The organism is Stenotrophomonas maltophilia complex sp. Om-AH-Sm3, from assembly GCF_059337855.1.
The window spans coordinates 44,225-68,984 of the sequence record NZ_JBYBLQ010000018.1 but is presented as its reverse complement, the minus strand read 5'-3'; the positions used below and the strand labels follow the sequence as shown (position 1 = coordinate 68,984).

The 24,760-nt window shown below is 68.4% G+C and carries 21 protein-coding genes; 6 read left to right on the top strand and 15 right to left on the bottom strand.

What is annotated here, in order from left to right; all coding sequences use genetic code 11:
* Positions 1–301: 301 nt before the first annotated feature.
* The 9 genes from AC10QF_RS17635 to AC10QF_RS17595 all read right to left on the bottom strand — a co-directional run bounded on the left by AC10QF_RS17635 (position 302) and on the right by AC10QF_RS17595 (position 8,182).
* The gene (locus AC10QF_RS17635) at positions 302–1,957 is read right to left on the bottom strand and encodes a CsgG/HfaB family protein (protein ID WP_494542599.1); all 1,656 of its coding nucleotides are present in this window, start codon (positions 1,955–1,957) and stop codon (positions 302–304) included.
* A 16-nt stretch (positions 1,958–1,973) separates the two neighbouring features.
* A complete protein-coding gene (locus tag AC10QF_RS17630) occupies positions 1,974–2,651 on the bottom strand; it encodes a hypothetical protein (RefSeq protein ID WP_005415096.1) in 678 nt (225 codons plus the stop codon).
* A 100-nt stretch (positions 2,652–2,751) separates the two neighbouring features.
* Positions 2,752–3,852: a hypothetical protein gene (locus tag AC10QF_RS17625; protein ID WP_049464579.1), complete on the bottom strand. Its 1,101-nt coding sequence runs from the start codon at positions 3,850–3,852 to the stop codon at positions 2,752–2,754.
* Positions 3,843–5,039 (bottom strand): hypothetical protein, encoded by a 1,197-nt coding sequence (locus tag AC10QF_RS17620; RefSeq protein WP_069140071.1) that lies wholly within the window; start codon positions 5,037–5,039, stop codon positions 3,843–3,845. The genes AC10QF_RS17625 and AC10QF_RS17620 overlap by 10 nt, the downstream gene beginning before the upstream one ends.
* A gap of 106 nt (positions 5,040–5,145) precedes the next feature.
* The gene (locus AC10QF_RS17615) at positions 5,146–6,408 is read right to left on the bottom strand and encodes an RNA polymerase sigma factor (protein WP_494542598.1); all 1,263 of its coding nucleotides are present in this window, start codon (positions 6,406–6,408) and stop codon (positions 5,146–5,148) included.
* Between the two features lie 45 nt (positions 6,409–6,453).
* On the bottom strand, positions 6,454–6,810 hold the full coding sequence (locus AC10QF_RS17610) for a DUF1428 domain-containing protein (RefSeq protein ID WP_032128771.1): 357 nt from the start codon (positions 6,808–6,810) through the stop codon (positions 6,454–6,456).
* Between the two features lie 24 nt (positions 6,811–6,834).
* Complete coding sequence (locus AC10QF_RS17605) at positions 6,835–7,245, bottom strand: VOC family protein (RefSeq protein ID WP_021202152.1); 411 nt, start codon at positions 7,243–7,245, stop codon at positions 6,835–6,837.
* Between the two features lie 33 nt (positions 7,246–7,278).
* Positions 7,279–7,701 carry a VOC family protein gene (locus AC10QF_RS17600; RefSeq protein WP_111175762.1) on the bottom strand — a complete coding sequence of 141 codons (423 nt, stop codon included), beginning with the start codon at positions 7,699–7,701 and terminating at the stop codon, positions 7,279–7,281.
* Positions 7,702–7,768: 67 nt separating this feature from the next.
* A complete protein-coding gene (locus AC10QF_RS17595; protein ID WP_032953878.1) occupies positions 7,769–8,182 on the bottom strand; it encodes a YciI family protein in 414 nt (137 codons plus the stop codon).
* A gap of 801 nt (positions 8,183–8,983) precedes the next feature.
* Here AC10QF_RS17595 and AC10QF_RS17590 point away from each other — a divergent pair.
* On the top strand, positions 8,984–9,391 hold the full coding sequence (locus AC10QF_RS17590) for a YciI family protein (protein WP_049413606.1): 408 nt from the start codon (positions 8,984–8,986) through the stop codon (positions 9,389–9,391).
* Here the strand turns inward: AC10QF_RS17590 and AC10QF_RS17585 are convergent.
* Complete coding sequence (locus AC10QF_RS17585) at positions 9,369–11,450, bottom strand: NHL repeat-containing protein (RefSeq protein ID WP_099495194.1); 2,082 nt, start codon at positions 11,448–11,450, stop codon at positions 9,369–9,371. The two genes, AC10QF_RS17590 and AC10QF_RS17585, sit on opposite strands and share 23 nt — an antisense overlap.
* 167 nt (positions 11,451–11,617) lie before the next feature.
* Here AC10QF_RS17585 and AC10QF_RS17580 point away from each other — a divergent pair, with 167 nt between their 5' ends.
* On the top strand, positions 11,618–13,138 hold the full coding sequence (locus tag AC10QF_RS17580; RefSeq protein WP_111097392.1) for a tetratricopeptide repeat protein: 1,521 nt from the start codon (positions 11,618–11,620) through the stop codon (positions 13,136–13,138).
* Between the two features lie 42 nt (positions 13,139–13,180).
* Here AC10QF_RS17580 and AC10QF_RS17575 read toward each other — a convergent pair whose 3' ends face one another.
* Entirely contained in the window at positions 13,181–13,957 is a 777-nt protein-coding gene (locus AC10QF_RS17575) for a lytic transglycosylase domain-containing protein (protein WP_111097393.1), read from the bottom strand.
* Between the two features lie 203 nt (positions 13,958–14,160).
* The gene (cycA, locus tag AC10QF_RS17570; protein ID WP_111207490.1) at positions 14,161–15,534 is read right to left on the bottom strand and encodes a D-serine/D-alanine/glycine transporter; all 1,374 of its coding nucleotides are present in this window, start codon (positions 15,532–15,534) and stop codon (positions 14,161–14,163) included.
* A gap of 228 nt (positions 15,535–15,762) precedes the next feature.
* On the opposite strand from cycA, the gene AC10QF_RS17565 reads away from it, so the two are divergent.
* A complete protein-coding gene (locus tag AC10QF_RS17565; protein WP_494542597.1) occupies positions 15,763–17,379 on the top strand; it encodes an EAL domain-containing protein in 1,617 nt (538 codons plus the stop codon).
* Positions 17,380–17,446: 67 nt separating this feature from the next.
* On the opposite strand, the gene AC10QF_RS17560 is transcribed toward AC10QF_RS17565, so the two are convergent.
* The gene (locus tag AC10QF_RS17560; RefSeq protein WP_494542596.1) at positions 17,447–18,631 is read right to left on the bottom strand and encodes an MFS transporter; all 1,185 of its coding nucleotides are present in this window, start codon (positions 18,629–18,631) and stop codon (positions 17,447–17,449) included.
* Complete coding sequence (locus tag AC10QF_RS17555) at positions 18,628–19,806, bottom strand: serine hydrolase domain-containing protein (protein WP_111097144.1); 1,179 nt, start codon at positions 19,804–19,806, stop codon at positions 18,628–18,630. Before AC10QF_RS17555 ends, AC10QF_RS17560 begins: the two co-directional genes overlap by 4 nt.
* Positions 19,807–20,033: 227 nt before the next feature.
* On the opposite strand from AC10QF_RS17555, the gene AC10QF_RS17550 reads away from it, so the two are divergent.
* A complete protein-coding gene (locus AC10QF_RS17550; RefSeq protein WP_049417321.1) occupies positions 20,034–20,933 on the top strand; it encodes a LysR family transcriptional regulator in 900 nt (299 codons plus the stop codon).
* Positions 20,934–21,187: 254 nt separating this feature from the next.
* The gene (locus AC10QF_RS17545) at positions 21,188–22,795 is read left to right on the top strand and encodes an ATP-binding cassette domain-containing protein (RefSeq protein WP_111097143.1); all 1,608 of its coding nucleotides are present in this window, start codon (positions 21,188–21,190) and stop codon (positions 22,793–22,795) included.
* 186 nt (positions 22,796–22,981) lie between these two features.
* Here AC10QF_RS17545 and AC10QF_RS17540 read toward each other — a convergent pair whose 3' ends face one another.
* Positions 22,982–24,307 (bottom strand): GTP-binding protein, encoded by a 1,326-nt coding sequence (locus AC10QF_RS17540; protein ID WP_111097142.1) that lies wholly within the window; start codon positions 24,305–24,307, stop codon positions 22,982–22,984.
* 69 nt (positions 24,308–24,376) lie between these two features.
* On the opposite strand from AC10QF_RS17540, the gene AC10QF_RS17535 reads away from it, so the two are divergent.
* Positions 24,377–24,748 (top strand): MerC domain-containing protein, encoded by a 372-nt coding sequence (locus AC10QF_RS17535; RefSeq protein ID WP_014645760.1) that lies wholly within the window; start codon positions 24,377–24,379, stop codon positions 24,746–24,748.
* The last annotated feature ends 12 nt before the right edge of the window (positions 24,749–24,760 follow it).

The following is a 24,760-nucleotide window of genomic DNA, read 5'->3' as shown; positions in this document are numbered from 1 at the left end:
GGCGGATCAAGGGAGAATCCGGTGTGGGCGCCAAGCTACATGGCGATCGTCGAGATCCAGGCTCGTACGGCGGCCCACGCCGGCTCTCGACACCTACGCTGACAGATTTCCATCAGATAAGGCTCGGTCGCCGCATCCATGCGGCTCACGCCCCCGCAACCGGACCCACCCCGCCTTCGACAGGTTCCCGCTGCTGTTGGTGGGTGTCGACCATGGTCGACACGAACGGAAACAAGAAAGGGTCAGATCCCTTTCCCGGCGGGAAAGGGCTCTGACCCCATCTGTGTGTTGCCTGAGCCTGTTACCAGTTCGGGTCTTCGGCCGGGGCCGCGGCAGGCTTGGGCTTCGGCTTGGCCACCGGGCGCGCGGCGGTAGCCGGTGCTGCCGAGGCCGTTGCGCCAGCAGCGGCGGCAGCCGGCTTGCTGCCCAGCTTCTGGCGCAGTTCGATCTGGCCCGGACGGAAGCCGCCGCGCATCGCGTCAACGCCATCTTCGATGGTGCCGTACGAGGTCTGCGCAGCCACGCGGTCGATGCGGATGGTGCAGCACGGGTGTTCGCTGCGGCCCAGCGAACGGCCGGTCTGCGGGTCCTTCAGTTCCTCGCCCAGGCGCACAGCCTGCCAGCGCTGGCCGGCCTGCACGGTGTCACCGCCCTGGCTCAGCACCACCTGGTCACCGTCCACCGACACCACCGATACCGGGAACAGCGTGGTGACGATGCTGGTGCCGATCTGGCCGGACAGCGATTCCATCATCGCCGCAGCCATGTTGCGGCCGTTGACCACACGCGGCAGGGTGCTCGGGCCGGTCGAGGCCAACTGGTGATCGAAGCTGTCGGACATCACCACCTGGCCAGTGGTGGCGTTGACCAGGCGCAGGGTGATGCGGCCGCCACCGGAATACGAGGTCACCTGGCGGTCGGACATGCGCAGGTTACGCACGCTGCGCGGGTACTCGAAGCGTTCGATGGTCGGGATCAGGATCAGGTCGGTCGCCAGCTGCTGGCCGACGCGGGCAGTGTCCTGCAAACGCACGTTGCCGCTGTTGATGTGGTCGATCTCGGCCTGCAGTTCGTCGCCGAACTCGCGATCCAGCACGATGAAGCGCTGGGTCTGGGTCAGCGTGTCGGACAGGCGTGCGCGGATCGCGTCGGCCACTTCATCGGCGCTCACGCGGCCATCGCCCACGGCATAGCTGCCGGCTTTGGTACGCGGCAGCGCGACCACGATCTTCGGCTTGCCCTGCTCGTCCGGTGCGCGGTACTGGGCGATCTGGGCACGCACGCGTACCTTCCAGTAGCTGCGCATGCTGCGGTGGGTCACGTCGGAATCGAACGAGCTTGCGCCACGCTTGGCATCGACGCTGACCTTCTCGTCGTAGCTTTCCCTGACGCTGGCCGAGGCACCGCCGCCCTTGGCCGTGGCTTCGCCAGAGGCGCTGGCAGAGGCCGAGCCCTTGAAGCTCCAGCCTTCATCGCTGGCGCGCACGCGGGCGATGGTTTCCTCGTCCAGCTGCCGCACTTCGTCCTGCGACAGGATTTCATAGCCCAGCACCGCGCCCTGCGAGCCGGCGATCATCTGCTGGGTGAACGCGTCGGCGCGGATATCGCCGACGTGTTCATCATCCACGTCCACATGCAGGCCTGCGCGCAGGCCCTGCATCTGGCTGGCCACGCGTACGCCGTTGACCTGCGCCACCGCCGACTGCAGCGCCGCCAGCACCGCCAGTTCCGGGGTGCTGCCGATGCCGTCGGCCTCGCGCGCGACCTGGGTGGTGCCGCCGAAATCCGGCGTGCCACGCAGGGGCGCTGCTTCCACTGGCGCATTGCTGGCCAGTGCACTGGTTGCCTTGTCCTTGGCGGGTGTGGGCGCATCGGCGGCCGGGGTGTCCTGCTTGCCGCAGGCTGCAAGCAGCACGGCAGCCAGGCCCAGGCCGATCAAACGGGAGGTCGTACGCATGGGGTTGATCCTCGGATCAGATCGAGTCGAGCATCGAATCGGCGTTCGACGGCACCTTCACCTTGCTCTTCTTGGCGAAGGTCACGGCCGACTTGGTCGAGCCGTACAGGCCCTGGATGAAGCCCGGCGATTCCTTGGCCACCCATGCACCGGCAGCCAGCTTGCGGCCGACGGTGGCCATCTGGGTGGCGCCCAGGTTCTTCATGCCGGCGGTGAAGTTGCTGGCTTCGCCGCCCAGCTTCTGCGCTTCGGCAGCCGACGCCAGCAGCGAGACCAGGCCTTCGGCATAGTGCTGCTTGGATTCAGCGTTCAGCTCCGGCTGCGCGGCCTGGCGCTCGTCGATCGCGGCCTGAGCGGCTTCGCTGACCGACACCGACTTCTTCATCGCATCGACGCTGACCGAACCCGACGACAGCGCCTGGCGCTCGGCTTCCAGCAGCTGCACCTGCTCGGCCAGGCCGAAGGCACGGGCGAATGAGGTCTGGGCCTGCAGCGAGTGCGACTGCGAGCTGACGAAACGACGCACCAGTGCTTCCTGCGCGGCTTCATCCGGTGCGGCGGCGCTGGAGGCGCTGCTGCTGGAGGTACCGGTGGCGGCGCCGGCCAGGTCCTTCAGCTTGCCCAGGCCAGCGTGCGCCGGCATCGACAGGGTGGCGGCCGCGATGGCCAGGACAAGAGCGGTATTGCGGATCATGTGAGAGTCCTTTGGGAGAGACGGCCGCGGTGCGGCACGTGGGGAATCGGTGAGCCCCGGGGCGATGCCGAGCGCGCTCGGCACCCACCGGGGTGGCGGATCAGCGGACCGCCTTGACGTTCAGTTCGTTGATCATCTGCTGGGCGGCCTTTTCGGCAGCCAGCTGCAGGGCATTGGTACGGGCCACGGTTTCATTCGGGCCGGTGCCGGAGAACTGCACCGGACCGACCGACGACACGGTGCGCGGGAAACGACCGGTCACGTCCAGCACCTTGCCGGTGACAGTGACGAACACGCGGGTGTTGCCACTGGCCGGGTCGCGGTCGCGCATGCCGACGTCGAGGGTGCCGACGGCGATGTACGGAATGTTGGCTGCACGGATGCCGTTGGCGGTGTCACGCAGGGTGGCCGGGGCCAGGTCGTTGCCGGTGCTGAAGTCCTTGCGGATGCGCTCGATGCTGAGCAGGCCACGCGACTCGCCTTCCACGTATTCGGCTTCAACCACTTCGTAGCCGGCGGCGCTGAAGGCACCGGTCATCGCGGTGTTGACCTCGGCGGCGTTGGCCACCTTCCAGGTGATGTTGTCGGCGCGTGCGGTGGTGCTGCCGCCGCTGGTGACCGACACCGATCCGTTCTGGTTGATGCTGCCGTTGGTGCTGACCGAGTTGCCGCGGAAGCTGTCGCCCTCACGGGTGTTCTCGCTGTAGCTGCTGCTGGCGTCGACGCGGCGGTATTCCTTGTCCTGGAACGACTGCACGGTGTCCTGCGAGCGCGCCATGAACAGGAAGGTCAGCAGCGAGCGCTGCGCGGCGGTGGCACCGGCCACGGCCGAACCCGCATCCAGCTTGGTCTGCAGCAGGGTGGTGTTGATCTCGGCACGGACGGTGACGGTGTAGGTCTTGGCCTTCTTGTCTTCGGTGTCCGACAGCTGCACCGCGCTGAGCACGTAGCGGTCGATCTCGCCGATGAACTCGGCGCGGCGCGCTTCGAACAGGCGCAGCTTGGCCGCACCGGTTTCGGCGATGTACGCCTCCAGGGCGTTGACCTTGGCCTTGTTCAGGGCCTGGGCACGGGTATCGGCACTCAGGCGCAGGCCGTAGCTGGCCGAGCCGGTGCCGCGCGAACTCGCGGTCTGCGCAGCGACCGGCGAGGCCACCACCAGCGCGATGAGGATGAGCAGGATGGTACGCATCAACGACATGACTTGATCAACTCCTGGAGGGCTTGGGTCTGCTGCTGCAACGGGCGGCCGCCCGGCTTCTGTTCGTCCAGCCAGGCGCGCGAATCGGCACGCTTGGCGGCGGCGCCGGCGAAGGCATCGAGCCCGGCCAGCAGGGTTTCGTAGCTGGCCGACCACTGGTCGACCTGCCACTGCGTGGCCGGAACCACCTTGGTGGCCCCCTTGCGCAGCGGCTGTTCGAAATAGACCTTCCCCGAGAACGGTTCGGTCACCCTGGCGGTGAAGAAGGCGCCGAACAGCATCGTCTTCATCGCCGGGGTTTCCTCGATCACGCCGTTCTTCAATGCATCGACCTGCAGGTTGATGACGTAGTCGGGTTCGGGAATCTTCAGCTGGTAGACCTTGCCGTCGGCAAAGCGGGCAGCCATCGCGCCACCGATCGCCTGGCCCGAGGCCGGCGGCAGCAGCCCGACGCCGGTGTTGGACGACAGCGTCTTGGACAGTTCATGGGCCAGCGTGGCGCGCAGCGGCGCTTCCCACTTCGGGTCGGGCAGCTTGGCGCGGACCGCGTCGGACAGGGTTACACCACCGACCTGCAGACGGCGCACCGCCGCGTCGGGCAACCTGGCCTGGGCAAGGCTGGCCGCCAGCACCTGCGACAGGCTGGTATCGGCGCCGCCATACAGCAGATCGGCGACGATCGCGTCGATATCGTCGTTGTCCGGTCGGTAATCCTGCACGTCGATGCGCTGCAGCGTGAGCGGATAGGACGCGATCACCTGGCGCTCGCGGAAGTCGAAGAACAACGCCTGCAGCGCCACTTCCACCAGCACCTTGTACTGGTCACCGATCGGCTCGACCGAGACCAGTTCGCGGTCCAGCGCGGCGGCCAGCACGGTGGCGCTGGTGGTGCCGTCGAGCATCGCCACCGGCTGGTCGATCAGCTCCAGGTGGGCCGGTGCGCGGCGCTTGAGCGACTGCGCCAGCGTCTGGTTCAGCGGGACCAGGCCACGCCGTTCCAGCACCGCATGCGCATGTGGGGTGGTCGCCTGCACGGCGGCGGCGTCAGCGGTATAGGCAAAACCGGCCCAATAGGCCTGCTGCGATTTGTCCGCGGCCTGCACGGCCGTCGGCCATACGGCCAGGCACAGGGCACAGGCAAGCAGGCGCGCAAAAGCGCGCGATGCGCTCTTCGTCCTTGAATACATCCAACCGCTCCTCGGTCAATACGCACGGAATGCGGGCGCTGATGCGTCCGCTGGGCGCGAAACATAGCCGCTCAGGCGCGCGGCGACAAGTGCTGTCCTTGTCGGCTCAGTCCGTGGGGGGCAGGCCGGCCCGTTGCCGCAGCAGTCTGCGCTCGGCCTGGTTGTGGCTGAGCCGAGCCGCCTCGCCAAAAGCGTCACGCGCATCCTGCTCGCGCCCCAGTGCCTGCAACAGCTCGCCACGCACCACCTGCAGTGGCGCGTAGTCACGCAGGCGCGCGTCGACCAGCAAGGGCTGCAGTTGCGCCCACGCGGCGAAGGGACCGTCGCTGCGCAGGATCGCCACCACCCGGTTCAATGCCACCACTGGCGAAGGCTGCACCTGCAGAAGCTGTGCATAGAGCGCAGCAATGCGCGGCCAATCGGTATCCTCGGGGCGGCGCGCCGCTGCATGGCAGGCCGCAATGCGCGCCTGCAGCACGTAGGGATCGTCGCCACCACCCGCGGCCAGCGCACGCGCCAGCACCTGCTGACCACGTTCGATCTGCAGCCAATCCCAGCGCGCGCGGTTCTGCTGGTCCAGCAGCACCGGCGCGCCCTGCGCGTCCACCCGCGCCGCTGCACGCGAGGCCTGCAGCTCCATCAGCGCCAGCAGGCCAAGTACCGGCGGCACCGGCAACCGATGGGCCAGGATGCGGGCCAGCCGCAGCGCTTCCTCGCACAGCGCCGGGCGCATCCAGTCGTCGCCGGCGCTGGCCGCATAGCCTTCGTTGAACACCAGGTAGATCGCCTCCAGCACCGAGGCCAGGCGCTCCGGCATCGCCTCCGCGCGCGGCACTTCATAGGGCACCTGCTTCTGCGCCAGGGTGCGCTTGGCGCGCACGATGCGCTGGGCGATGGTCGGTTCCGGCTGCAGGAACGCGCGCGCGATCTCCACGGTGGTCAGGCCACCGAGCAGGCGCAGGGTGAGCGCCACGCGCGCATCGGCCGGCAGCACGGGATGGCAGGCCACGAACATCAGCCGCAGCAGGTCATCGCCCAGGTCGTCCTCCAGCGCCTGGCTGTCATCGGGTGCCGGCAGCGCCGCCGGATGCAGTTCCTCGCCCCATTGCGCGTGCTGCTGAGCCACGCGTTGGTGCTGGCGCAGCACATCGATGGCACGGTTGCGCGCGGTGGTCATCAGCCAGGCTCCGGGGTTGTCCGGGATGCCCTGCTCCGGCCAACGCTCCAGCGCGGCCAGCCAGGTGTCCTGGGCCAGTTCCTCGGCACGGCCGACATCGCCACCGAGCAGCCGCGCCAGGCGCGCGATCAGCACTGGCGACTCCATCCGCCAGAGGGTTTCCAGACGCTGCGTCAGTGCGGGCTCGAGCATGCGCCGATCACAGCACGCACGCCCGGCCCGCACAAGCGCCGCAGCTCACGCTTCAACAATCGGCTTGAAGCCACCCCAGAACATGCGCTTCGTATCGAACGGCATGTCCTTCGGGCCCAGCGACGCCAGCCGCGGGTCGGCCATCACCTTTGCGTTGATGCGGTCGCGTGCCGCACGCGAGCGGAACACCACGAAGGCGACGATCACCGTCTCGCCCGGTTTCGCCTTGACCGCGCGCGGGAACGAGGTGCTCTTGCCCGGTTCCACATCGTCGGCCACGCATTCCATGTACTGCAGCGCGCCATGGTCCTTCCACACCGCGCCGGCCTTGCGGGCAAGGCGGCGGTAGGCCGCCACCTTGTCCTGCGGGCACGGCAGCACGTAAGCGTCCACGTAAGCCATGCGGGTTCTCCCTTGCGGCGGCCGTCAGCCCGGCTCGCCGTCCATGTGTGCGATTTCCCAGAGATGGCCATCCAGGTCCTGGAAGCCGCGCTGGTACATGAAGCCCAGGTCGCGCGCCGGCTGCGGCTCGCTGGCGCCGGCGGCCAGTGCCTTGTCCACCAGCTCGTCAACGGCCTTGCGACTGGGTGCCGAGAGCGCATTGATCACTTCCGTGTGGGTGTGCGCGTCGGCAATCGGCTTGTTGGTGAACTGCTGGAAAAAGGGCTGGGTCAGCAGCATCACGTAGATGCTTTCGCTGATGACCATGCCAGCCGCATCGTCATTGGTATAGGTTGGATTGAAGCTGTAGCCCAGCGCGGTGAAGAATGCCTTGGACTTCTCCAGGTCCTGCACGGGCAGGTTGACGAAGATCATCTGCGGTTGTGGTGCACTCATCGTTGAAGCTCCTTGTGGATGACAGAGGCGGGATCAGGGCTGCTTCATGCAGTTGACCATCCACGGCTTGCCGTAACGGTCGATCAGCATGCCCCAGCGATGTGCCCAGAACGTTTCGCCGATCGGCATCTGTACCTGGCCACCTTCGGCCAGCGCGGCGAACACGCGTTCGGCTTCTTCGATGCTGTCGACATCGACATTGATGGTGGTCGAGCCGCCCTCGCCTCCGCCGGGGCCGTCGGCCGCCATCACGATGGCGCTGCCGATCTCGAGCTGGCTGTGCGCGACGTGGTCGAGGGTTTCCGGCGGCATTTCGTTGCAGCCCGGCGAGCCATCGGAGGGCGGCATGTCGCGGTACTTCATTTCCGAGGTGACCTGGCCACCGAGTGCCTTGGCATAGAACGCCATTGCCTCGTGGGCCTGGCCGCTGAAGCCGAGGAAGGGAATCAGTCTCATGGCAATACTCCGTTGTGCGGTTCAGGGTGGTAGTGCCGGGGCGTGCCCGGTTGGGAGAGGAATCGGGTCAGCCTTCCAGCTGTGCACGCAGACGCTGTTCCTGCTGCTGTAATTCGGGGGTGAAGGCTTCACCAAAGTCTTCTGCGGAGATCAGGGGACGCAGTTCCAGCGTGCCGCCCTCGCCGAACGGCGCACGGCTGGCCCATTCAACGGCCTCGTCCAGCGACCGCACCTCCCACAGCCAGAAGCCGGCGATCTGTTCGCTGGCAGGACCGAACGGACCGGCCTCGACCTTGGGTGCCCCGGCGCCGAAATGAATGCGACGGCCGCGCTGGGTGGCGTGCAGGCCTTCACCGGCCAGCATGATGCCGGCCGCCACCAGTTGTTCGTTGAAGGCGCCCATTTCGGACAGTTCCTGTTCGCTGGGCATGCGGCCGGCTTCGGAGTCGGCGTTGGCCTTCACGATCACCATCACTTTCATTTCGGTCTCCCGTGGGACGCGTGGTGCGTGCCCTTCACTGGGTACAACGAACCAGGGGGCTGGGAATCGACACGTCCTCTGAAAATTATTTCTTCCGTGGAAAGCGCGCCTTCGGCGAAGGTCGGCGAACGGCGGAGCCCCTCCGTGGTGGGTTTGGGTGGTCGCTGAAAGCGCGGGTTCATGGCTTTGGCCGGGTGGGTAGGCGGGTCGGGGGACGCCGTAAACCCATCCATGGGGGCTTGGCCGCGGCTTGCTCGTGTGCGCTGTCCTGCGCACACGGCAAGACCGGGGTTGGGCATCGTGCCCAACCCGCCCGAGGCATGCCTCGGGCCCATGCCGCGGACACCCCCGCCCCGCCTACCCACCCGGCCCTGGACAGTTTCCTGCCTCCGGTACCCACCACGGGAAGATCAAGAGAAAAGGCAACAGCAACAGCAAAAGCAAAGGCGGTTGGCTGGCGGGCTCGGCTTTGCGAGCGAAGCGAGCCGCTTTTGCTCTTGTTGTTGATTTCCCGTGGTGGATCGGCCGCCGGAATCTGTCTGGGGCCGGGCGGGTGGGGTTGGCGGGGTATCCGCGCCATGGATGGCGCGGCTAAGCCTCCAGGGACGGATTCACGGCGTCCCCGCCAATCCCACCCGCACGGCCCACCCTCAGGAAACCCGCTTTCAGCGACCAACCCCACCCCACCACGGAGGGGCTCCGCCGTTCGCCGATCCCCGCCGAAGGCGCGCTTCTGCGCTGCAACATGCCCGTGCGCAATGCTGCGCGATCATGGACCCCCGCCCCCGCCAGGACCATGCCATGCAGCAGTACCTGCTTCTGATCTACATCGAGCCTGCCCTGCTGCAGGCCCTGCCCACCGAAGAATTCAACGCGCTGATGCGCGACTGCCTGGCCCACGCCGACAAACTGCAGGCCGAAGGCACGCTGCTGGCCGCACAGAAGCTGCAGCCGGTCGACACCGCACAGACCCTGCGCGTGCGTGATGGCCACAGCCGCGTGCTGGACGGCCCCTTCGCCGAGACCCGCGAACTGCTGGCCGGCTTCAACCTGATCGTCGCCCGCGACCGCGACGACGCCATGCGCATCGCCCGCGACTTCCCGTGGGCACGCTTCGGCAGCATCGAAGTGCGGCCGCTGGAAGACATGGACGCCGAGCGCGAACGCTGCGGCGCCCCGGCTGCGGCTATGGCAGCAGCCGTACCCTGATCTCGCGCGGGCCGACGCCCTCGTTGCCGCTGTAGTCGCGCACGCTGGCGCGCACGATGTACTCGCCCGGCGGCAGCGCCGCCGGCTGCCAGCGTCCGGTTTCCATCAGGCCGTCGCGCACGGTGTTGGTGGCCAGGTAGCGGAACCGGGTGACCGCGCTGCCATGTACGGTGATGCCGCTGTCCGGTGCGTAGGCCACGCGCACCGCTTCCCGCTGCGGCGGCATGCGGTTGAACACGATGTTCCAGCGCGGCTGCTCGTAGCCCTGCAGCGGTTGTCCCGTAGCATCGAGGATCTGGTAACCCACCTGGTACATGCCCAGGCGGCGCCGCGGCAGGTTGTTGTCGACCTGGTCCCAGGCCTCCACCACGATCTGCACGCCACGCCCCTGCCGCGCGACCATCACCACGCCATCGCTGCCTGCGGCCATCGGCCGGTCGTTGTCGTCCAGCAGTGCGACATCAGTGATGCGCGGTGCGAAGTGATCGGCGTAGTTATGGAAGCCAAGCGCCACCGCATTGGTCTCGAAACCACCGGTACCCACCGCCAGGTGCACGTGCGCCTGGTTGTTGATGCTGCCCAGGCGGTCACCCACATGGATGCGCATGCCACGGCGCACGCGCATCCGCTGCAGCTTGCCCTGCTCGTCGTACAACGCCTGCCAGCGCGCGTCGAACGGTACATCGCGCGGGGTGCGGCCGACGCGCATGTGGATGTACTTGAGGCGGTCCACCGCCAGGCCCTCGGCCTGCTCGCCCAGGTTCCAGGCTGCCACCGGACTGCTGATCTTGCCTTCGGCAATCGCCAGCACGGTCTGGCCCACATCACCGCGCACGTCGAAGCCGCCATGCAGGTGGTGGCGGCTCTCGCCGCTGAAGTTGCCGCGCACTTCGCCGAGGGTGCCGACCACTTCATGCCAACCGTCCTGCGGTGCCAGCGGCCAGCGGCCGTCCGTCTTCGGCAGCGCCGCATCGGCCGCCGGGCCAACCAGTGCCGGTGCCGGCAGGTCGCCTACCGGCAGCGGGCGCAGGCGATGCAGACGGTAGCTGGCGGCGTCGGCCACCAGCACGCTGCCATCTGCATCCATCGCCAGTCCGCTGGGGCGGGCCAGCCGCGGCAGGCGACCATTGCCAACCAGCGCGATCTGGTGGCCCTGCGGCGTCACCTGCACGATGCGGCCATCCATATCCCCCACGTACAGCACGCCGTCGTGGGTGGTGGCCAGCGACAGCGGCCCATTGATCACGCCGCCGGCGGCGACCACGGTGCTGACCGTGCCATCGGCCCCCACCCGGCGCACCGCGTTGTTGAACAGGTCGGCCACCAGCAGCGCGCCCTGCGCATCAAAGGCCAACGCCACCGGCGTATCGAAGCGCGCAGCGGCGCCGGTGCCATCGGCCAGGCCCGGCCGATCACCGCCTGCCAGGGTGCGCACCATGCCGTCGGTGCCGATCACCCGGATGCGGTCATTGAAGGTATCGGCCACGTAGACCTGGCCCTGCGCGTCCACCGCAACGCCCATCGGTGCATCGAAGCGGGCCTGCGTGGCCGGGCCATCGGCGTGGCCCTGTTCACCACCGGCCAGCGTGGTCACCTGGCCATCGGTGCCGATGCGGCGGATCGCATGATTGCCGGTGTCGGCCACGTACAGGTTGCCCTGCGCATCGCCGGCAATGCCCGAGGGCGTATTGAAGCTGGCCTGCAGCGCAGGGCCATCGACACGGCCCTCGCCCTGCCCGGCCACGGTTTCAACGCGGCCATCGGGCAAGCGGCGGCGGATCCGGTTGTTGTCACCGGCATCGGTGAAATAGACGCTGCCATCGGCACTGCGCAGCAATGCATACGGATCGGCGAAGCGCGCCTGCGCGGACGCACCGTCGCGGTCGCCGGGGTGGCCATCACCCGCCAGCGGCTCGATCTGCGCGGTCCAGGCCAGCGGCGTGGGCACCGGGCCTGCAGGGCCGGCCAGCGTTTTCAGCGGGGTGTCCCACCAAGTTGCAGCCAAGCCCACCGCCGTTGCCAACGCCACCCCTGCCGCCATCCATTGCCACCGTGCCATCGTGTTGCGCTGCCTCTGCCTGCCGCTTGAAGAGGCACCGACAATAGACGCTGCGCGTGCGATCCGCCACGGCCGATCATGCGGCAGAAGGCCAGGATTCGCTTCGTCGTGCTTGTCCTCGCTGGCCGTAGCAGGTTCAATGCGGTTCCCACGGATGGAGATTCTCCATGCCCCACGTTCTCCCTCTCACCGCCCTGCTGCTGGCCGCATTGGTCAGCGCGCCCGCCTCCGCCTCGATCACGGTGGCCCCGCAGAAGCCATCGGCCACCGCCGATGCAGTACACGCGGCGTACGCCACGCGCTGGGATGAAGCCATCCAGCAGGCACGCGGCGGCAACACGCTGGGTGCGCTGATCAGCATGGAGCGGCTGATGGAGGATCCGTTGCTGGACGACTTCGATGCCGAGCGTCGCGGCCGCGCCTCGCAGGTCGCCGGCTGGACCGCGCTGATGCAGAAGAAGCCCGACCAGGCCCGCCGCTACCTGCAACGGGCGCAGGAGGCCCTGCCGGAGGATGCACAGATCCTGCTCACCCAGGTGTCGGTGGAACTGTCGGACAACCAGCCGGCCGCAGCCACCACTTTCCTGGTGAAGGCACTGCAGCACGCCGACGCACCGCTGCAGATCGATCACCACGCCATCAACTACCTGCAGTACCGCCTGCGTGACCAGCCGCAGAAGCGCATGGACCTGCTGCAGGCGCTGTTTGACAACGGCTGGAAGAGTGGCGGCCTGGAACCCACCGGGCTGTGGCTGGCGCTGGCCACGCTGCAGGCCGACAACGGCCGTGGCGACAGCATTCCGGCCACGCTGGCGCGCATCGACAGCCCGGCCGAGATCATCCGCCTGCGCAGCGACAAGCGCTTCGATCGCTATGTCGATCGCGGTGACGCGCGTTTCGATCCGGTGCAGGCGGCACAGCGCCACCTCGATGAACTGCGTGTTTCCGGCCTGCTCGACCGCGCACTGGACGCGCGCATGGCCGAGTTCAGCACCACCTTGCTGATGCTGGACCGCAACGAGGAAGTGCTGTCGTTGACCGAGGGCATGGCCGGTGCCGCAAGCAACGGCGAATCGCCTGCCGCCGCGGAAGCGGAATGGGTGGCCTGGCTGCTCAACAGCCGGCTCACCGCACTGCGCCGGCTGGGCCGCACCGATGAGGCACTGGCCACGGCGAAACAGGCCGCCCGCATCGGCGCGCTCGGCCCGGATGGTGTCGAGCACCAGATGAATGTCGGCTTCGTGTTCAGTTCGCTGGGGCGCATGCAGGACGCTGCGCAGGCAGTGAATGACATGCCGGGCCTCGCCGGGTACGGCAAGGCCGCACAGGCGCTGCTGCAGTTCGCCGCCGCCGGCGAGCGCGGTGATGCCAAGGCGCGCGATGCAGCACGCGCGGTGATCCTGGCCCAGCGCGACGATGCCCGCCTGTTCCATCGCGAAATGCTGCTGGAGGAAGGCGACCTGGACGGTGCCGCCGCCGTGCTGATCGAACAGCTGCGCTCGCCGGTTGAACGCGGTGAAACCCTGGCCAGCCTGCAGGACATGCGCACCTATCCGTCATTGCCGGGCGATGTGCGCATCGATGCCGCGTGGCGTGCACTCAAGCAGCGTGCCGACGTGCAGGCCGAGGTGGCACGCGTCGGCCGCATCGAGCGCTACGACCTGGTCAGCAGCTCTACCTCGCGCTGAGCGGCTCGGCTCTACAACGCCACGTGCAGGCAGCACCGTCCGCTAGCGGGCTGGCACTTCAGTGCGGATGCCCATCGCTTCGCGGTAGCGCGCGTACAGCGCCATCACCTTGTCCACATAGGCCAGGGTTTCGGCGTAGGGCGGCACGCCCTTGTAGCGGGTGACCGCACCGATGCCCGCGTTGTACGCAGCCGCCGCCAACGGACGATCGCCGTTGTAACGGCGCAGCAGCGCGCGCATGTAGCGCGCGCCGCCCTCGATCGACTGCTGCGGCGAGAACGGATCGCGCACGCCATACTCCTGTGCGGTCTCCGGCATCAACTGCATCACGCCCTGTGCGCCCTTGGTCGAGACCGCCAGCGGATTGAAATTGCTTTCGGCATGGGCGATCGCGCGCAGCCAGGCATCGTCGACGCCGGTGGCTTTGGCCGCGGCCTTGAACTGCCTGGCGTGCTGCGCGAGCTGCGGCTTGCCGACCTTGCCCAGGCCCTCGTGCGCCGGCTCGCCCGGCGGCGTGGCCACGGTGAACTTCAGGAATACCCGCGAGCCGGGCAGGTTGCGGGTGGAATAGACCAGCACGCCGTCCTGCTCGCGCTCGTACAGCACACCACTGAACACGCCCATGTTGCCCCACAGGTTCGGGGCCTGGATGGCATTGTCGTCGATCTCCTTCGGCGTGCACCGCGATCCCGGCTCTGGTGCGGTGGCCAGGCTGACGGTGTTGCCCTGCACGCAGCGATAGACCGTGCGCGCGGCAGCCATCCCGGGCCACAGGATGGGCAGCAGCACCAGTGCAAGCAGGAGAGGTCGATGGGACATGGCGGCCGGATGATCCGGCCGCGCCCGCGAATGTTGGGTGAATGGGGGCCGGCAGGGCTGCGTCCTGCACCCGTGGTAGTGCCGGCCGCTGGCCGGCCACCTCAACGGCAACAGCCGTTTTCACGCGAGGAGGCGGGGTGGGTCCCGCGACCTGCCGGGGTCAGGTCCCGTTGCTGAGCAACGGGACCTGACCCCACTTCGGATCACTTCGCGGCCCTCCGGCGCACCCAGTACCCCGCGCCCAGCAGCACGAACCACACCGGGCTGGCGATCAGCGCCTGGCGGGTGTCGCCCTGCAGGCTCAGCAGCACCAGCACGGCGGCGAAGAACATCAGGCAGGCCCAGCACATGGCGACGCCCCCAGGCATCTTGAAGATCGATGCAGCGTGGCGCTCCGGGTAGCGACGGCGATAGGCCATGTAGGCCACCAGGATCAGCGACCAGACGAAGATGAACAGCACCGTCGCCAGCGTCGTCACCAGGGTGAAGGCGGTTACCAGGTTGGGAATCAGGTAGATCAGCAGCGTGCCGCCCAGCAGGCACAGGCACGAGAACAGCAGGCCACGGGCCGGCACCGCAGCGCGCGACAACTTCGACAGCCCGCGCGGAGCGTGGCCCTCTTCGGCCAGGCCGTACAGCATGCGGCTGGTGGAGAAGATGCCACTGTTGGCCGAGGACGTGGCCGAGGTCAGCACCACGAAATTGATCAGGCTGGCCGCGGCGGGAATGCCGGCCAGCACGAACAGCTGCACGAACGGGCTCTTGTCCGGCACCACCTGCCGCCACGGGGTGACGGCCATGATCGCGATCAGCGCCAGCACGTAGAAGATGATGATGCGCACCGGAATCGAGTTGATCGCCTTGGGCAGGTTGCGCTCGGGGTCGGCGGTTTCGGCGGCGGTGGTGCCGACCAGCTCGATGCCGACGAAGGCGAACACCGCAATCTGGAATCCAGCGAAGAAACCGACCAGGCCCATCGGGAACATGCCGCCGTCATTCCACAGGTTCGACAACGACGCGGTGTGGCCGCTCGGCGAGGTGAAGCCCCACGCCACCAGACCGGCGCCGGTGATGATCAGCGCACAGATCGCCACGATCTTGATCAGCGCGAACCAGAATTCCATTTCACCGAACAGCTTCACCGTCACCAGGTTCAACGCCAGCAGCAGCATCACGCAGGCCAGCGCCGGTTTCCAGGCTTCAAGCCCCGGGAACCAGAACTGCGCATAGGCGGCGATCGCGATCACGTCGGCAATGGCGGTGACGATCCAGCAGAACCAGTAGGTCCATCCACAGAAGAACCCGGCCCACGGGCCGAGCAGGTCGGTGGAGAAATCGATGAAGGACTTGTACTGCAGGTTGGACAGCAGCAGCTCGCCCATCGCGCGCATCACGAAGAACAGCATCGCGCCGATGATCAGGTAGACGAAGACGATGGACGGGCCGGCCAGGCTGATGGTCTTGCCCGAGCCCATGAACAGGCCGGTGCCGATGGCACCGCCGATGGCGATCAGTTGCAGGTGGCGGTTGGACAGGCTGCGGCGCAGGTGCTCGGGGGGCGTGGCGGGCTCGGTCATGGGCGCGGGAAGGGGCGGGCGAAGCGTTCGACGGTAGTCCTCCGCGGCGCCGAGCGCCAGCGCCAGACGGCCCCATTGCGTCAAAGCAGGCCGCTTTCACCACAATGTGACCGAATACCGTATTGATCCCATTCCGCCCGGCCCGGCGCCATGCTCAGATAGCCGCACCTGCCCAAGGACCGGCCCGACCATGCGCCCTGCCCCGCCCGCCCTGCTGGAGCCCCGGCCATGAGCCGCCTGCGCGTCATCATCGGCGGTACCGCACTGGCCCTGCTGGCCGCTGCGGTGCCGATCGCGGTCATGGCCTACGCCACCTGGGACCGCGCGGTCAGCGTCGAACAGCAGCGCCTGCGCGACATCGCCGATCGCACCCTGCGCCGCTCCGACCTGTCCTACCAGGAGGCGCTGGCGGCGCTGAAATCCGCCGAAGCCGGTGCCTACGTGTCCTGCAGCCCCGAGCACATCCGGCGCATGCAGACCCTGGTGATGACCACCCCATCGATTGACCAGATGGGCTACTTCGAAGGAGGCAAGCTGCGCTGCACCTCCTGGGGGCCGTTCCTGTCGGATGTGGATCAGCCCAGGCCGGACCACGTCACCAGCGACGGCGCCGGCATCGCGGTGGACGTGCGCCCGGAAATCAGCGGGCGACGCCAGGTGCTGGCGATCCTGTATGGGTCCTACGACGCACTGGTGGACCCACGCCGCTTCGTCGATGTCATCGCCGACCCGAATGTGCGGCTGGCACTGGCCAGCCCCGATGGACGCCTGCTGGCCAAACAGCCCGGCCTGGATCCGGACCTGCTGCAGGCGCTGCTGCGCGACCCGGGCGAAGGCCTGGACCAGACCACGCTGTTCGCTACCGCGCGCAACGAGGAATGGCTGGCCGTCGCCACTACACCGCGCACCGCGCTCGCTGCGGCCTTCCGCCAACAGGCCTGGCTGTACGTGCCGGTGGGCCTGCTGCTGGCCGCCGCCGGCGCCGGGCTGGTGATCTGGCTGTCGCGGCGCCGCCTTTCCCTGCGCGGCGAACTGGCCACCGCCATCCGCCGCCGCGAGCTGTACCTGCATTACCAGCCGATCATCGAGCTGGACACCGGCATCTGCGTCGGCGCCGAGGCGCTGGTACGCTGGCAACGCCCGGATGGCACCCAGGTGCGCCCTGACCTGTTCATTCCGCTGGCCGAAGAGGCTGGCATGATCGCCGACGTCACCGACCTGGTGATCGAGAACGTGGTGCGCGACATGCGCGAGCTGCTGGTCGCCGACCGCAGCGCGCACATCGCGATCAACCTCGCCGCCGAAGACATCAGCAGCGGTCGCGCCCTGAAGATGATCTCCCGGCACATGGCCGGCAGCGGCATCCTGCCGCAGCAGATCTGGATGGAGGCCACCGAACGTGGCTTCCTCGATCTGGACCGCGCGCGCACCATGCTCGCCGCCGCCCGCCGCGCCGGCCACAGCGTGGCCATCGATGATTTCGGGGTCGGCTTCTCCAGCCTGCAATACCTGCAGCAGCTGCCACTGGATGCGCTGAAGATCGACAAATCATTCATCGATGCGATCGGTACCGAAAGCGCCACCAGCCCGGTCACGCCGCACATCATCGACATGGCCAAGGAGCTGGGCCTGTGGGTGGTGGCCGAGGGCGTGGAAACCGAAGCGCAGCTGGCCTACCTGCACAGCCGGCATGTGGAATTCGGACAGGGCTGGCTGTTCTCGCGGCCGTTGCCGCGCGATGAGTTCGTCGCCTTCCATCAGAAGCGGCAACAGCAGTACGGCGCCGCACGCGAACACATGCAGAACCCGCGCAGCGTGCCGATCGAGCAGGTACCGCTGGATTAGCAAGGCAAAAGCAAGGCCCACGGTAGTGCCGGCCGCTCGCCGGCACCGCGTCATCACTGATCAATGGCTACGCCCACGCCTTCGGCCGTGCCAGCAACCACGCGGCGGTCACCGCCAGCAACAGCAACGGCAGCCATCCCAGCTGGCGTGGGCCGCTGGCCTGCAGCAGCACGCCGCCTGCCACGCCGCCGGCCGCAATGGCCAGGTTCCAGCCGGTCACCAGCATCGATTGCGCCAGGTCCGCAGCGGCCCCGGCGCGCCGTGCCAAGGCGGTCTGGAACAGGGTCGGCACGGCGCCGAACGCCACGCCCCACAGGATCGTCGCCAGCAGCAGTGCGCTCGCCACGCCAGGCCACACCAGCAAAGCCAGCACCGGCACGATGAAACCGATCACCGCCGCCCACACCAGCGCATGCAGGTAGCGATCCACGCCCCAGCCGGCAATCGCGATGCCGGCAATGGCCGCCATGCCGAATGCAAGCAGCAGCCGGTCCAGCCAAGCACCGGCACCCGCGTCGACCGCCAGCGGCTCGATATAGGTGTACAGCACGTTGTGCGCCAGCACGTACAGCGCCATCACCAGCAGCGCACTGCGTACACCGGGCAGGCGCCACACGGTCGCCAGCGAAGTGCGTTGCCCGGCCCCAGCGGCCGGCAGCGCAGGCAACGCCCAGCGCGCGTAGGCCAGCAGCAGCAGACCCAGCACGCTCATCAGCGCGAACGCCCAGCGCCAGCCGATCTGCTGCCCCAGCAGCGTCCCTGCCGGCACCCCCAGCGACAGCGCCAGAGGCGAACCGACCATTGCCACTGCGATGGCCCGTCCCTGCAGCGACGGCACCACCATGCGCGCGGCATAACCGGCCACCAGCGACCACAGCAGTCCACCGCTCACACCGGCCAGGAAGCGCGCAGCCAGGATCAGCGCGTAGCTGCTGCTCAACGCCGTCAGCGTATTGACCACCACGAAGCCGGCGATGGCCGCCAGCAGCAGCGGACGCCGTGGCAGGCGCTGGGTCAGCGCGGTCATCGGCAGTGCGGCCATCACCGAACCCAGCGCATACACGCTCACCAGCTGGCCGACCGCCGCATCACTCACGCCCAGGCTTTCGCCCATCGGCCGCAGCACACCCGCCGGCAGGGTCTCGGTCAACAGGGTGATGAAGCCGCCACCGGCCAAGGCAAGCAGGCCCGCCCACGGCAGGCGCGTGGCCTCGCCGGCCGGACTGGCGGCATCGATGGCATGGCCGCTCATCGCGTTGCCCCCAGGTCGGCATAAATCGCATCGCGCAGTTCATCGACAAAGGCGCCATCCATGCCTTCGTACAGGGTGTTGGTCAGCGCCACCACGCTCAGCCCGCGCGCCGGATCGACGAACCAGCTGTGCCCGTACGCGCCGCCCCAGCGCCAGCTGCCCACGCCCTGCGGGGTACCGCTGGCGGCGGCATCACGCAGCACCGCAAAGCCCAGCCCGAAGCCCCAGCCGGCCGGTTCCGGCGGCCCCTGTTCGCCCACCTGCCCGGTGGCCATCTCCTCCGCCAGCGCGGGTGGCAACAGACCAGAGCGCTGTACGTCGCGCAAGGCCTCGAGCACCGCCATCACCTCGTCGGCGGTGCCGACCAGGCCCGCACCGGCCGAGGCGAAGCGGCTGGCATCGGTGGCGCGCGCAAGGCTGTACTCGATGCCGACCGTGCCCTCGAACGGCGCGACCATCTCGCCTTCCTGCAGGCGATGCGGCTGCGGCGTGTCGCTCACATAGGGCGTTGCCAGGCGCTCGGCAGCGCGGGTGGCGAACGCCGTATCGCGCAGGCCCAACGGGGCAGCCAGCAGACGCTCGAACAGCGCCTGCAGTGGTTCACCGGTCGCGGCTTCGGCCACCGCACCGGCCACGTCCACGCCCAGCGAGTACAGCCACTGGCTGCCCGGCTCGAACAGCAGTGGCGCCTGCGCGATCCGGCGTACGTTCTCGGCCAGGGACACCGGGCTGGCGTCCATGCCATCGCTGACGCCGGCCCGGGCGTACGGTCCGTGCGCATCGGCTTCCAGGAAGCGGTAGCCCAGCCCGCTGCTGTGGCTGAGCAGCCGGCGCAGGCTGATCGGCGGCCTGCGGCCATCGGCCAGTGCCGGCCGGAAGTCCGGCAGCCAGCGCTGCACCGGCGCATCGAGGTCGAGCACGCCCTCGGCCACCAGGCGCAGGATCACCGTGGCCAGCAACGGCTTGCTGACCGATGCCAGCCGGAACAGCTGATCGCGCTGCATCGGCCTGGCCGACTCGCGATCGGCCAGCCCGGTCGCGCTGGCATGGCGCAGCACGCCGTGCTCGCGCACCAGCACCACCGCACCGACCAGGCGCAGCGGGTGGACCTGCTGCAGCAGCCGCTGCACCGAAGGCAGCGTCGGTGCAGGTTCAAGGGAAAGAGCGGCATTCATCGCGGTGATCCGTGGGGAGAGGCCCGCCACGTTAGGCAGCACGGCGCGGCGCAAAAAGCCGGTTGCCGCTCCGGGCATCATGGACCGTGCAGTCCGCAATCGGCATCATGCCCGGAGCTGTAACGCCGCAAGGGCTGCGCGAGGCCCCGCACCACAGTGTTGCGATGGCCGCGCCGCGTGCCGCGATCACCCGCCCCTACCCTGCCGTTTTCATTGCCGGTACGCCCATGTCAGTCCTGGACAACCTCGCCAACCTGCAGACCTTCGTGCACGCCGCCGACACCCGCAGCTTCGTCGAGACCGGTCGCCTGCAGGGCATCTCGGCATCGGCCGCCGGCAAATGCGTTGCGCGGCTGGAGCACGCACTGGGCGTGCGCCTGTTCCACCGCAGCACGCGCAGCATCACGCTCACCGCCGAGGGCCAGCTGTTCCTGGCACGCTGCCGGCGCATCCTCGACGAGCGCGATGCCGCGCGCACCGAACTGGCGCAACCGCACGCTGCACCGAGCGGCACGCTGCGCATCGGCCTACCGTTGGTGGGCGACCTCACCCTGCCGTTGATGGCCGAGTTCATGGCCGCGTATCCGGACATCCGCCTCGACCTGGATTTCAGCGACCGGCTGGTCGATGTCATCGAGGAAGGCTTCGATGCGGTGCTGCGCGTTGGCGAACCCAGCGACTCGCGGATGAACGCACGCCGGCTGGGCGTGTTCCCGCGGCGTGTCGTCGCCTCGCCGGGCTACCTGCAGCGTCGCGGCGTTCCGCGCACGCCGGCGGGACTGATGCAGCACACGCTGCTGCACTATCGCTTCCCCACCACCGGCAAGCTGGAGCCGTGGCCGATCCACTGGCCCGATGACGAAGCACCGCAGGAACTTCCGGTGCACATGGTGGCCAACACCATCGAGGCGCGGGTGGCGCTGGCACTGCGTGATGTCGGCCTGGCCTTCGTGCCGGTGCACTCGGTACGCGAAGCGCTGGCCGACGGCCGCCTGGTCACCGTGCTGGAGGATCATGTGCACTCCTGCGGCACCTTCCACCTGCTGTGGCCGTCGGGCCGACACGTACTGCCGAAGCTGCGGGTGTTCATCGACTTCGTCGGCGCCCGCCTGGACACCGTGCCGTAGATCCACGCCACGCATGGATGCTTCTTGTGGAGTCGAGCCATGCTCGACTCACCGGCACCCCAAGCGAAGATCAGCCGAGCGTGGCTCCGCGCTACAGCTGCACGCAGCCATTCAGCCAACCCCGCTATACTGCCCGCTCATTCCTCCCAGAGGCTCGCGACCAATGCGCCATTGATGCCGCCGTCTTCCCAGCAGACGGCCTGACTCTTCCCGCCCCTGCGCGCAGGGGAGAACCCGGCATCCATGGAGGTCGCATGACCACACATTCCCTCACGCTCGATCGCGTGTCGTATCGGCTGGCCGACGGCCGCCCGCTGTTTTCCGATCTGTCGTTTTCCTTCGATCCGGTCGCCACCGGCCTGGTGGGTGCCAATGGCACCGGCAAGAGCGTGCTCGCACGCCTGCTGGCCGGCCGGGTGCGGCCAGAGAACGGGCAGGTGCGCAGCAGCGGCCGCGTATTCCTGTTGCCGACGCCTGGCTATCCACCCGCCGGCACGGTCGCTGAACTGGCCGGCGTCGGCGCGGAACTGGCCGCGCTGCAACGCATCGAAGCCGGCAGCGTGGATGAGGCCGACTTCGCCTGCGTCGGCGACCATTGGGATCTGCGCGAGCGCCTGCAGCAGCAATGGCAGGCGCTCCGCCTGCCCGACGATCTCGATCCCGCCCAACCCGCCGCGCGTCTCAGTGGCGGCCAGGCCATGCAGGTGGCGCTGTCCGGCGCCTGGGCCAGCGGCGCCGATTGGCTGATCCTGGACGAACCCAGCAACCACCTCGATGCCCGCCATCGCCAGCGGCTATACGAACGGTTGCGGCAGTGGCGCGGCGGCCTGCTGGTGATCAGCCATGATCGCGAGCTGCTGGCGCAGATGCAGCAGATCGTCGAGCTCGATGCGCGCGGACTGCGTCGCTATGGCGGGCCGTGGCAGCACTACGCCGACGCGCGGGCCGCCGAACGCGCAGCGGCCGCCGCACAGCTCGACCACGCACGGGCCCAGCACCGGCAGCAACAGCGCAGCGCGCGCGAGCAGCACGAACGCCAGCAGCAGCGCCAGGCACGTGGCAATCGCGATGCGAAGCAGGCCAACCAGGCACCGATCCTGCTTGGCCGGCAGAAACAGCGTGCAGAGGCCAGCCACGGGCGCGCGCAACAGGTCCAGGCCGATCGTCTGCAGGCCAGCAGCGACCAACTGCGCGCAGCGGCTTCGGCAGTTCACGCCGCGCCAGAGCTGGCGCTGTTCGCCGGTGACGGTGAACGCGGCAGCGCACGTCTGCTGCAGGCGGAGTCGCTGGTGCTGCCGCATGGTTGCAGTGCACCGTTGCAACTGGAGGTCCGCCGCGGCCAGCGCATCGCCGTGGTCGGTGACAACGGCAGTGGCAAGTCCACGCTCCTGCGCGTGCTGGCCGGCCAGCTGCCTGCACGCAGTGGCATCGTGCAGCGTCATGCACCACTGGCGCTGCTCGACCAGCAGCTGCTGGGGCTCTCCGGCGAACGCAGCATTCTCGACACCGTGCAGGCTGCCAACCCGGCGGCCGATACCGGTGAACTGCGCACACGGCTGGCCCTGCTCGGGCTGGACGCGCAGCGCATCCAGCGTGCAGCCCATCGCCTCAGCGATGGCGAACGGGTAAAAGGCGCGCTGGCCAGCGTGCTGTATGCCGATCCCGCACCGCAGCTGTTGCTGCTGGACGAGCCTGGCAATGCACTGGATCTTGATGCCCTGCAGGCGCTGGAAGAACTGCTGGCGGCATGGCCGGGCGCGCTGCTGATGGTCAGCCACGACCGGCACCTGCTGCAGGCGTTGCGGCCGACCCACGTGCTGCAGGTGGGCACCGGGGGTTGGCAGTGGCGTGACGCCTTGTAGATCCACGCCATGCGTGGGTCCACTGCAGCAGCCGAGCATGGGCTCGGCTCTACAGGATTGGCCGCGACGGATCACATTGTAGAGTCGAGCCATGCTCGACTCCGCCATGCATCCATCCACGCATGGCGTATCGACCAGGGGTAGTGCCGCCCGCTGGCCGGCAACCCATGGATCCTCAGTGCACCGTCACCGCTTCCACACCGGGAACGCCTGCGGCAGCTGTTGCCACAGCAGCGGCCCCGCACGCAGTTCCTGATCGTTGAGCAGGCACGCGTCCAGCTCCGCACGCACCGCACGCTCATCCATGTGCACGCCGATCACCACCAGCTCCTGGCGGCGGTCGCCCCACAACGGGTGCCACACGCGCTGCATCGCCGAATGCGCGGCTGCATCCGGGAAGTCTTCCGGTCCCGGCAACGGTGCGCTCCAGCAGTCGGCCTGCTGCCGCGCCCAGCCCAGATCGCTGTACGGCAGCGGCGTGGGCGGCAGCAACGGCGGCGTGTCCTCCAGCCCGGCACGCACGCGATCGCGTGCGGCGTACCAGAACCCCGCCGCCTGCGTCCGCGTCGCGGCGCCCACGGTGTTCAGCTCGCCCACCCAGTCCATGCGGTTGGCCAGCCAGAACCAGCCCTTGCTGCGGATCACGCCGGGCATGCCCGACTGCAGCGCACGGGCGAAGCGCGCGGGATGGAACGGTCGCCGCGAGCGGTAGACGAAACTGGCGATGCCATATTCTTCGGTCTCCGGCGTATGCTCGCCACGCAGTTCCTTTACCCAGCCCGGCGCACGTTGCGCACGCTCGTAGTCGAAGCGGCCGGTGTCCAGCAGCTCGGCCAGTGGCACGTCACCGAAGCGTGACAGCAGCAGCTTCGCGTCGCGGTTCAGGCCACGCAGCACGGCCAGCGTGTCCTGCAGCACTTCGTCATCTGTCTGGTCGACCTTGCTGACCACGATCACGTCGGCGAACTCGACCTGCTCGCACAGCAGGTCGACTACGCCGCGATCGTCATCCGGCCCGGCCTGCTGGCCGCGCTCGGCAAGGCGCAACGTCGAGCCGAAGTCGGCGAGGAAAGCGCTGCCATCCACCACCGTCACCATCGTGTCCAGGCGCGCGATGTCACTCAGGCTGAAGCCCTGCTCGTCGCGTACCGCGAAGGTGGCCGCCACCGGCATCGGCTCACCGATGCCCGTCGACTCGATCAGCAGATAGTCATAGCGCCCCGCATCGGCCAGGCGCCGCACTTCCTGCAGCAGGTCATCGCGCAGCGTGCAGCAGATGCAGCCATTGCTGAACTCCACCAGCGTCTCTTCGGTGCGGTGCAGTTCGGCGCCGCCCTCGCGTAGCAGCTGCGCATCGATGTTGACCTCGCTCATGTCGTTGACGATGACCGCCACGCGCAGGCCCTCGCGATTGCGCAGGATCTGGTTGAGCAGGGTGGTCTTGCCGGCTCCGAGGAAGCCGGACAGCACGGTGACCGGAAGGCGACGGTCGGCGCGGGAAACAGTGTTCATGTCGGAGCGGGTTGGCTGCGGAACGGAAATGTTACTGTATAACAATTGCTGCGCAAGGAACCTCCCCCGATGAAGTCGCCTTCTGCCGCCCTGCTTGATGCCGGCGCGGTCGCCCTGTCCAGCCTGTGCCTGCTGCACTGCCTGGCGCTGCCCCTGCTGGCCGCCGCGCTGCCGCTGTTCGGCACGTGGGCCGAAGCGGAATGGGTGCATCTGCTGTTCGTGGCCATCGCCCTGCCGCTGACCGGGTATGCACTATGGCGGGCCGAGCGCCGCCATCCGTTGCCGGTGCTGGCCTGGGCCACCGCCGGCGCCGGGCTCGGCCTGCTGCTGGCCGGCGCGCTGGCGTTGCCCTCGCACGACTGGGAAACACCGATGACCGTCACCGGCAGCCTGTTGCTGGCCGCCACGCACATCTGGAACGCGCGGCACCGGCACGGGTAATGCCGGTCGCTG

Coding starts and splice junctions, on each gene's coding strand:
- AC10QF_RS17580 (WP_111097392.1), top strand. CDS start 11,618: ATGCCCCACGTTCTCCCTCTCACCGCCCTGCTGCTGGCCGCATTGGTC.
- cycA (WP_111207490.1), bottom strand. CDS start 15,534: ATGACCGAGCCCGCCACGCCCCCCGAGCACCTGCGCCGCAGCCTGTCC.
- AC10QF_RS17610 (WP_032128771.1), bottom strand. CDS start 6,810: ATGGCTTACGTGGACGCTTACGTGCTGCCGTGCCCGCAGGACAAGGTG.
- AC10QF_RS17565 (WP_494542597.1), top strand. CDS start 15,763: ATGAGCCGCCTGCGCGTCATCATCGGCGGTACCGCACTGGCCCTGCTG.
- AC10QF_RS17540 (WP_111097142.1), bottom strand. CDS start 24,307: ATGAACACTGTTTCCCGCGCCGACCGTCGCCTTCCGGTCACCGTGCTG.
- AC10QF_RS17605 (WP_021202152.1), bottom strand. CDS start 7,245: ATGAGTGCACCACAACCGCAGATGATCTTCGTCAACCTGCCCGTGCAG.
- AC10QF_RS17550 (WP_049417321.1), top strand. CDS start 20,034: ATGTCAGTCCTGGACAACCTCGCCAACCTGCAGACCTTCGTGCACGCC.
- AC10QF_RS17625 (WP_049464579.1), bottom strand. CDS start 3,852: ATGTCGTTGATGCGTACCATCCTGCTCATCCTCATCGCGCTGGTGGTG.
- AC10QF_RS17585 (WP_099495194.1), bottom strand. CDS start 11,450: ATGGCACGGTGGCAATGGATGGCGGCAGGGGTGGCGTTGGCAACGGCG.
- AC10QF_RS17630 (WP_005415096.1), bottom strand. CDS start 2,651: ATGATCCGCAATACCGCTCTTGTCCTGGCCATCGCGGCCGCCACCCTG.
- AC10QF_RS17535 (WP_014645760.1), top strand. CDS start 24,377: ATGAAGTCGCCTTCTGCCGCCCTGCTTGATGCCGGCGCGGTCGCCCTG.
- AC10QF_RS17635 (WP_494542599.1), bottom strand. CDS start 1,957: ATGCGTACGACCTCCCGTTTGATCGGCCTGGGCCTGGCTGCCGTGCTG.
- AC10QF_RS17555 (WP_111097144.1), bottom strand. CDS start 19,806: ATGAATGCCGCTCTTTCCCTTGAACCTGCACCGACGCTGCCTTCGGTG.
- AC10QF_RS17595 (WP_032953878.1), bottom strand. CDS start 8,182: ATGAAAGTGATGGTGATCGTGAAGGCCAACGCCGACTCCGAAGCCGGC.
- AC10QF_RS17560 (WP_494542596.1), bottom strand. CDS start 18,631: ATGAGCGGCCATGCCATCGATGCCGCCAGTCCGGCCGGCGAGGCCACG.
- AC10QF_RS17620 (WP_069140071.1), bottom strand. CDS start 5,039: ATGTATTCAAGGACGAAGAGCGCATCGCGCGCTTTTGCGCGCCTGCTT.
- AC10QF_RS17545 (WP_111097143.1), top strand. CDS start 21,188: ATGACCACACATTCCCTCACGCTCGATCGCGTGTCGTATCGGCTGGCC.
- AC10QF_RS17575 (WP_111097393.1), bottom strand. CDS start 13,957: ATGTCCCATCGACCTCTCCTGCTTGCACTGGTGCTGCTGCCCATCCTG.
- AC10QF_RS17600 (WP_111175762.1), bottom strand. CDS start 7,701: ATGAGACTGATTCCCTTCCTCGGCTTCAGCGGCCAGGCCCACGAGGCA.
- AC10QF_RS17590 (WP_049413606.1), top strand. CDS start 8,984: ATGCAGCAGTACCTGCTTCTGATCTACATCGAGCCTGCCCTGCTGCAG.
- AC10QF_RS17615 (WP_494542598.1), bottom strand. CDS start 6,408: ATGCTCGAGCCCGCACTGACGCAGCGTCTGGAAACCCTCTGGCGGATG.